Below are 7,320 nucleotides of genomic sequence, written 5' to 3'. Positions count from 1 at the left end.
GTCCAACCTGCATGAACATGCCAAGATAAGCGGCCAGACCCTACGGCCCGAAAGCCTGATGATGAGCTACGGCTACACCCCCGCCTGGAGCGAGGGCGCTATCAAACCGCCTATTTTTCAGACCTCTACGTTCGTCTTCAAAAATGCCGAGGAAGGCAAAGCCTTCTTCGAGCTGGCCTATGGCCTACGCCAAGCCGACCCCGACGAGGAAATGGGCCTCATCTACTCGCGCCTCAACAACCCCAGCCTGGAAATTCTGGAGCACCGCCTCACCCTATGGGACGGCGCCGAGGAAGCCGCCAGCTTTGCCAGTGGCATGGCCGCCATCAGCACCACGCTGCTGGCCCTGCTCAAGCCCGGCGATGTAGTGCTGCACTCCGAGCCCGTGTACGGCGGCTCGGATTTCTTCCTTAAAAACGTGCTGCGCAAGTTCGGCATCACGGCGGTGGGCTTCCGCCCCACGGCCACGCCCGAGGAGCTGACGGCCCAGGTGGCCGGCATCGAGCAGGGCCGCCTGGCCATGATTTTCGTGGAAACCCCCGCCAACCCCACCAACCACCTCGTGGACCTGGAAGCCTGCGCCGCCCTGGCCCGCCAGCACAGCACGCCGGAGCATCCCATTCGTCTGGTGGTGGACAATACCTTCCTGGGCCCGGTATTCCAGCACCCGCTCAAGCACGGTGCCGACGTGGTGCTGTACTCAGCCACCAAGTTTCTGGGCGGGCACTCCGACCTTATTGCTGGGGCGGCCCTGGCCAGCCACGCCCTCATGAAGGAAATAAAAGCCATGCGCACCTTCATGGGCACCATGTGCGACCCCAATACCGGCTGGATGCTGATGCGCAGCCTCGAAACCCTGAAGCTGCGCATGGAGCGCGCCGCCCAATCGGCCCAAACTATTGCCGACTGGCTGCGCACGCACCCGCTGGTGGCCCGCACCTACTACCTCACGCACCTCGAGCACAACCCCGCCCAGCAGGACATCTACCGCCGCCACTGCCTTTCGCCCGGCTCCATGATTTCCTTCGACATCCGGGGCGGCGAGGCCGAAGCCTTCCGCTTCCTCAACGCCCTGAAGCTCATTAAACTGGCTGTGAGCCTGGGCGGCACCGAAAGCCTAGCCGAGCACCCCGGCACCATGACGCACTCCGACATTACCCTCGATGAGCAAGCCGAAATGGGCATCACCCCCCAAATGATTCGCCTGAGCATCGGCGTAGAAGACCCACAGGACCTGATGCTGGACCTGAGCCAGGCCTTTGAAGCCGTGGGCGTGGTGCAAGAGCGGGAACTGGCTATGGCGTAGTCACTCGCGTATTAGTTATTACCAAGCCCTGTCTTTTCCCGTTGAAAAGGCGGGGCTTTTTGGTTGCTGGCATTCTCTGTAAAAAAATAATAACGGCTCACCCTCATCAGCTCAGTTATTCTTCCTATCCTTGCAAACACCTTCACTCCTGAACACTATGGGCTTCTTTTCCGGACTTCTTGACAATGCGGGCGCCGTTCAACCCAGCGACCTGAACAGCGACTACGGCATGCTGCTGGCCAGCGGCGAAACCATCGAAATTGGTTTTAAGCTGGTGCGTGATGTATTTATCTTTACCAACAAGCGCTTGATTCTAGTCGACAAGCAAGGCCTGACGGGCAAGAAGTCGGAGTACCTGTCAATAGCCTACAAAAGTATTTCCCGCTTCAGCATCGAAACCGCCGGCCACTTAGACCTTGATGCCGAGCTAAAAATCTGGGTATCGAGCGAAACACTGCCCAGTATCATCCGCAAATTCAGCAGCGGCGTGAACATCTACGACGTGCAGCGGGTGCTGGCGCAGCATGTGCTGGGCTAGCCGGGCTCAATATCGGCAAAGCTGATTTGTGCCGGGCTGCTTGCTTTTTGGGTGATGCTTACGATATTGCCACGCCCGGTATTTCCCGATGTATCACTTGGTATTCTGACCTTATGTCCTTCGACTACTCCACCCACCTGACGGCGGTGGTCGCCGTCAACGCCATCGAGAAGGCCCCTGGCGGTGTCCCGCCTGCTCACCACGACTGCCTGGACTGCGGGGCGGCCCTCACCGACCGGTTTTGCGCGCATTGCGGGCAACCGGCCGATACGCACCGCATCACCCTGAAACACCTGCTGCTGCACGACCTGCCGCACTCTGTCTGGCATGTCGACAAGGGGTTGGCGTACACGTTCTACCAAATGCTGACGCGCCCCGGCCTCACCATTCGCGGGTACCTGGCGGGGCAGCGCACCCGGCAGTTCCGCCCCGTAAGCTACCTGCTGCTGCTTGTGGGCCTCTCGGCGCTGACGATGTCGGCCTTTCAGTCCGACTTGCACCTGGCCATGCTGACCTCGCAGCCCACCAAGGCCGGCTCGCCTCCGGTGGCCCTGATGTCGGTGGTGATGGAGCGTTACCTGGCCCTCACCATAAAACACCCCTACCTGATGCAGTTGGTGCTCATGCCGCTCAACAGCCTGGTGGCATGGTGGCGGCTGCGACGGGCGGGCTACAACTACGCCGAGGTGCTACTGGCGGGCGCGTTCATCGGGGGCACGCTCACCATCATTAACCTGGCGCTGATGCTGCCCGCGCTACTAGCAGGCAACCAAACCTTCCTGAAGGTGGCTTCGCAGCTTGTGTTTATCCCAACGGTACTGTATTCGCTCTGGGTGTACGCGCAGCTGCTGGTGGCCGCCCCCGCCCTGACCACGGCGCGGCGCTACGGCCGGGCGCTGGGCATTTCGGTGCTGCAAGTGGTGGTGCTGCTTGTGGCGGCCGTGGTGTGCATCGCCGTACTCACGGTGCAGGTACTGCGCGAGCGGCCGGATTTGCGCCCGGTTGCGGCCCCAAAGAAGCCGCAAACTGCCGCTACGCGCTAGCCGTCCAGCGCCACTACTCCTCCAAATGCAAAAAGCCCGTCGCTGCGACAGCGACGGGCTTTTTAACTTCAGTTCTGCAATAATTACTGGCCCAGCACGATGGCGAAAACCAGCGGCGCCACAATGGTCGCGTCGCTTTCGATAATGAATTTCGGGGTTTTCTCGCCCAGCTTGCCCCAGGTGATTTTCTCGTTGGGCACGGCACCCGAGTAGCTGCCGTAGCTGGTGGTAGAGTCCGAAATCTGGCAGAAATAGCCCCACAGCGGCACGCTGGTGCGGCCCAGGTCCTGGTGCAGCATGGGCACCACGCAAATGGGAAAGTCGCCGGCAATGCCGCCGCCAATCTGGAAGAAGCCCACGGTGCTATCGTCGGTGGCCTGCGCGGTGTACCAGTCGGCCAGGTACATCATGTACTGGATGCCGGTGCGCATGGTGTGCACGTTCTTGATGTCGCCGGTCATGACGTGGCCGGCGTAGATGTTGCCCAGCGTGGAGTCTTCCCAGCCGGGGCAGATGATGGGCAGGTTTTTCTCGGCCGCGGCCAGCATCCAGGAATTTTTGGGGTCAATCTGGTAGTACTGCTCCAGCTCGCCGCTTAGCAGAATCTGGTAGAAGAATTCGTGGGGGAAATAGGCTTCGCCGGCCTTGTCGGCCTTTTCCCAGAACTTCAGCACCGAGTGCTCCAGGCGGCGCATGGCCTCTTCTTCGGGGATGCAGGTGTCGGTCACGCGGTTCATATGGCGCGCCAGCAGGGCGGTTTCGTCGGCCGCGGTCAGGTCGCGGTAGTTGGGCACCCGCTCGTAGAAATCGTGGGCTACGAGGTTAAAGATGTCCTCTTCCAGGTTGGCGCCGGTGCAGCTGATGATGTGCACCTTGTCCTGCCGAATGAGCTCGGCCAGCTGAATTCCCATTTCGGCGGTGCTCATGGCACCGGCCAGGGTTATCATCATTTTGCCGCCATCGGCGAGGTGCTTGTTATAGCCATCGGCCGCGTCGATAAGCGCAGCAGCATTGAAGTGGCGGAAATGGTGGCGGAGAAAGTTGGTTACTTGCATGTAATTAGCTGTTAGCTAATAGCTGTTGGCTGTTAGCTTTTGTCGGAATGAATACGGTTTGCTTACGCAATAGAGAAGCTAACAGCCAACAGCTATTAGCTAACAGCTTTCTAACTAGGCTGTTCAATCATCAGGTTATGATTGGTGTAGATGCAGATGTCAGCGGCAATGTGCAGAGCATCTTCCACCATTTGACGCGCGGTGAGGTGCGGCGCGTGCTTCTTGAGGGCCAGGGCCGCCGCCTGCGCATACATGGCACCGCTGCCGATGGCGGCCACGTCGGAGTCTGGTTCCAATACGTCGCCGGTGCCGCTAAGGATGAGCAGCTCGTCTTTGTCGGCCACCACCATCATGGCTTCGAGCTTGCGCAGGTACTGGTCTTTGCGCCATTCCTTGGCCAGTTCGATGGCGGCGCGCTTGAGGTTGCCACCGTAGCCGTTCAGCTTCTCATCAAACTTGTCGAGCAACATAAAGGCATCAGCCGTGGAACCGGCAAAACCGGTCACGATTTTGCCATCCTGCAGCTTGCGGATTTTGCGCACGTTGCTTTTGGCAACTTGCTTGTCCATGGTGGCCTGGCCATCGGCCCCGAGGGCAATTTCGCCGTTGTGGCGAATACCAAGGACGGTAGTAGAACGGATTCTGGTCATGGGGAAATTAGCAGGTCGTACGCTTCACCGCCCATACGGGGTGAAAACACGAAATTACGCCCTGCCGCCTAACCAAACCGCTTGGCAACTGAGTTAGGAGTTAAAAGTGACGAGTGACGAGTTAAAGCGACATCTGCTTTAACTCGTCACTCGTCACTTTTAACTCCTAACTCCCTCTAAAAGCGGGCCTGAATTTTGGCGAACAGGAAGCGGCCGTTGGCACCCATTTGCACGGGGTCCCAGGCGCCACCGGTTTCGGTGCGCTGCGGGTCAAACAGCGTGGGCACTACGCCAAACAGGTTGGAGCTGCCCACGGCCAGCTGCAGGTGCGGGGTCAGGGCGTAGCTCAGGGTCAGGTCGGTGGTGATGCGCGCGGCGTAGTTCATCTCCTCGTTGTCGAAGTCCAGAAGCGTCACCTTGTCGAAGCGCACGAAGCGCAGCAGCGCACCCCACTTGCTCACCTGGTAGTCGAAGGTTGCGTTGATTTTGGAGGGCGGCGCCGACGCTTTCACAAACGCCTGCTCGCGGGGACCGAAGAAGTCGTCTTCGCGGCCCGCCAAGCGGCCGGAAGTCGTCACGCGGTCAATTTTCAGGCTGTTGAAGTTGGCAGCCAGCGTAGAAGTCAGGCGGCCGGTGCCCAGCGTGGCTAGGTGGTTCAGCACCACATCGAGTCCCAGCGAGCGGGTGTCGGCGGCGTTGGCGAAGAATTGGGCCTGGTTCACGTTCAGGGCCACCAGGTCGGCGCCAATCACGGGGTCATCGGAGCCAAACTGCGAGGTAAGCACTACCCGGTCGCGCACCTTGATGTAGTAGCCGTCCACGGTCAGGCTCAGGGCCGAGCCCAGGCGGCTGGTGAAGCCCACGTTGGCGCTGGTCGAGGTCTCCTGCTTCAGGGCCGGAATACCCAGCTTCTGGGTCACGGCGCTGTTGTTGCGGGCCAGCAGCACCTCCACCGGCTTGCCGTTGATGAAGTTGGTAAAGGTTGAATTAAAGTTTTTCTGGGCCAGTGAGGGCGCCCGGAAACCGGTGCTGAACGTGCCGCGCACCGTCAGAAAATCGGTCAGGGTGTAGCGCGTTGAGGCTTTGTAGTTGAGGGTGCTGCCAAAGTCGCTGTAGTTCTCAAAGCGCAGGGCGGCGGCCAGCAGCCAGCGCTGGGTCACGCTCAGCTCCGCGTCCACGTAGGCCCCGATGTTGTCGCGCTGCGCCTTGATTTCGTCGCTGGGCTGGTAGCCCGGAAAGCCCTGCGAGCCGCCCGACAGGTTGGGGTCATAGTTGCGGTACGAGGCTTCCTCGCCGGCAAACAGCTTGTACCACTCGCGACGCCCCTCGGCCCCTACGGCCACGTTCAGGCCCTGCAGCACGGTTTTGTAGTTGCGCGTGAGGCCCACGCTCACCACGTTCTGCTGCAGCTGGAAGCCCCCGGCGTTGAACGAAGTGGGCGACTGCGCCCCCAACGAGGCGTTCAGGGTGTTGCGCAGGCCGTACTCGAAGTTGTTCGAGCCGAAGTTGTTGCTGATGTCCAGCTCCCACTCCCCCAGCGCGGTGCGCACGCCCGCCACCGCCGAGGCGTCCACAATGTCGCTGGTGATGATGGGGTCGAAACCGTTGGGGTAAATGGCGGGCACGTTGCGGTCGTCGTCGGCAAAGCGGGTCCAGGCGTAGGCATCGCCCTTGCGTTTGTTCAGCCCGCCAAAAGCGTAGACATGCGACCTCTCGTTGAGCGCGAACTTGGAGTTCAGGTACACCGAAGCGTTGGAAACCTCCGGGTCGCCGTACTCGCGCCGGGCCAGGCCGTTGGGCGAAGGCACGTTGGCCCGCTGGGTGTGCTCGCGCTTGTTGTAGTCGAGCGTGGCGTTGATGAAGCTGCCTTTTTCGCCCAGCCCGATGCCGTAGTTGACGTTGGCGTTGAAGTTGCCGCCGTCGAAACGCTGGTTATCGCGGCGGTATTTGGCGTCGTACACGCCGTAGTTGGCGCTGGCCGTGAGCTGCTTCACCGAGCTTTTCAGCACGATGTTGATGACGCCCGCAATGGCATCGGAGCCGTACTGCGCCGCCGCACCATCTCGCAGAATCTCAATGCGCTCGATGCTGGCGGCGGGTATCACGTTCAGGTCGGTGCCGGTGTTGCCGCGGCCGCGCGAGCCGAACAGGTTCACCAGGGCCGATTGGTGCTGGCGCTTGCCGTTCACCAGCACCAGGGTCTGGTCGGGGCCCAGGCCGCGCAAGCTGGCGGGGTCCACGTGGTCGGCCCCATCGGAGCCGGTCTGGCGATTCGAGTTGAAGGAGGGCGCCACGAACTGCAGCAGCTGGTTCACGTCGAGCTGGCCGGTTTTGGCCGTCACTTCCCGAATATCAATAATGTCGACCGGCGAAGGCGAATCCGTGACGGAGCGGTTGGCGCTGCGCGAGCCCACCACCTGCACGTCTTCCAGGCTGGTGCTGCTCTCGGCCAGGCTGATACTGGTGGCGCTGCCGTCGCCGGCTACTTCCTGGGTCGCATAGCCCAACGAGCTAATCACAAGCCGGGGCTGAGCGGTGCGGGTGCGGAGCGAAAAACGACCATCGCCGCCGGTAGCGGTGCCGTTGTTCGTGCCTTTTTCTACCACGGCAGCCCCAATCACGGGGCGGCCGGCGGGGTCCAGCACTTGCCCGGTCAGGGTGGCATTTTGGCCCCAGGCCATACTGCTAACAAGGCAGATGGGAGCAATCAGTAAACTTGATTTCATAG

The 7,320-nt window shown here is 60.9% G+C and carries 6 protein-coding genes; 3 read left to right on the top strand and 3 right to left on the bottom strand.

The features are described from left to right. The 3 genes from GM79_RS01295 to GM79_RS22595 all read left to right on the top strand — a co-directional run. The coding region (locus tag GM79_RS01295) for a cystathionine gamma-synthase family protein (RefSeq protein WP_410471171.1) at positions 1-1,306 on the top strand (1,306 nt) is incomplete at its 5' end. A 157-nt stretch (positions 1,307-1,463) separates the two neighbouring features. Continuing rightward, complete coding sequence (locus tag GM79_RS01290) at positions 1,464-1,844, top strand: PH domain-containing protein (protein WP_035557953.1); 381 nt, start codon at positions 1,464-1,466, stop codon at positions 1,842-1,844. Positions 1,845-1,957: 113 nt separating this feature from the next. Next, positions 1,958-2,887 carry a DUF3667 domain-containing protein gene (locus GM79_RS22595; RefSeq protein ID WP_051718352.1) on the top strand — a complete coding sequence of 310 codons (930 nt, stop codon included), beginning with the start codon at positions 1,958-1,960 and terminating at the stop codon, positions 2,885-2,887. A gap of 83 nt (positions 2,888-2,970) precedes the next feature. Here the strand turns inward: GM79_RS22595 and GM79_RS01280 are convergent, their stop codons facing one another. The 3 genes from GM79_RS01280 to GM79_RS01270 all read right to left on the bottom strand — a co-directional run bounded on the left by GM79_RS01280 (position 2,971) and on the right by GM79_RS01270 (position 7,318). Then, the gene (locus GM79_RS01280; protein WP_035557951.1) at positions 2,971-3,942 is read right to left on the bottom strand and encodes a deoxyhypusine synthase family protein; all 972 of its coding nucleotides are present in this window, start codon (positions 3,940-3,942) and stop codon (positions 2,971-2,973) included. Between the two features lie 110 nt (positions 3,943-4,052). Continuing rightward, a complete protein-coding gene (hslV, locus tag GM79_RS01275; protein WP_035557948.1) occupies positions 4,053-4,592 on the bottom strand; it encodes an ATP-dependent protease subunit HslV in 540 nt (179 codons plus the stop codon). A 176-nt stretch (positions 4,593-4,768) separates the two neighbouring features. After that, positions 4,769-7,318 carry a TonB-dependent receptor gene (locus GM79_RS01270; protein ID WP_035557945.1) on the bottom strand — a complete coding sequence of 850 codons (2,550 nt, stop codon included), beginning with the start codon at positions 7,316-7,318 and terminating at the stop codon, positions 4,769-4,771. Positions 7,319-7,320: the final 2 nt, after the last annotated feature.

This window comes from Hymenobacter sp. IS2118, from assembly GCF_000715495.1.
GTDB lineage: Bacteria > Bacteroidota > Bacteroidia > Cytophagales > Hymenobacteraceae > Hymenobacter.
This window is presented reverse-complemented; position numbering and strand designations above follow the sequence as displayed.

What these genes read in the sequence shown, in the direction of transcription:
- GM79_RS01270 (WP_035557945.1), bottom strand. Translation starts at nt 7,318, where the DNA reads ATGAAATCAAGTTTACTGATTGCTCCCATCTGCCTTGTTAGCAGTATG.
- GM79_RS01290 (WP_035557953.1), top strand. Translation starts at nt 1,464, where the DNA reads ATGGGCTTCTTTTCCGGACTTCTTGACAATGCGGGCGCCGTTCAACCC.
- GM79_RS22595 (WP_051718352.1), top strand. Translation starts at nt 1,958, where the DNA reads ATGTCCTTCGACTACTCCACCCACCTGACGGCGGTGGTCGCCGTCAAC.
- hslV (WP_035557948.1), bottom strand. Translation starts at nt 4,592, where the DNA reads ATGACCAGAATCCGTTCTACTACCGTCCTTGGTATTCGCCACAACGGC.
- GM79_RS01280 (WP_035557951.1), bottom strand. Translation starts at nt 3,942, where the DNA reads ATGCAAGTAACCAACTTTCTCCGCCACCATTTCCGCCACTTCAATGCT.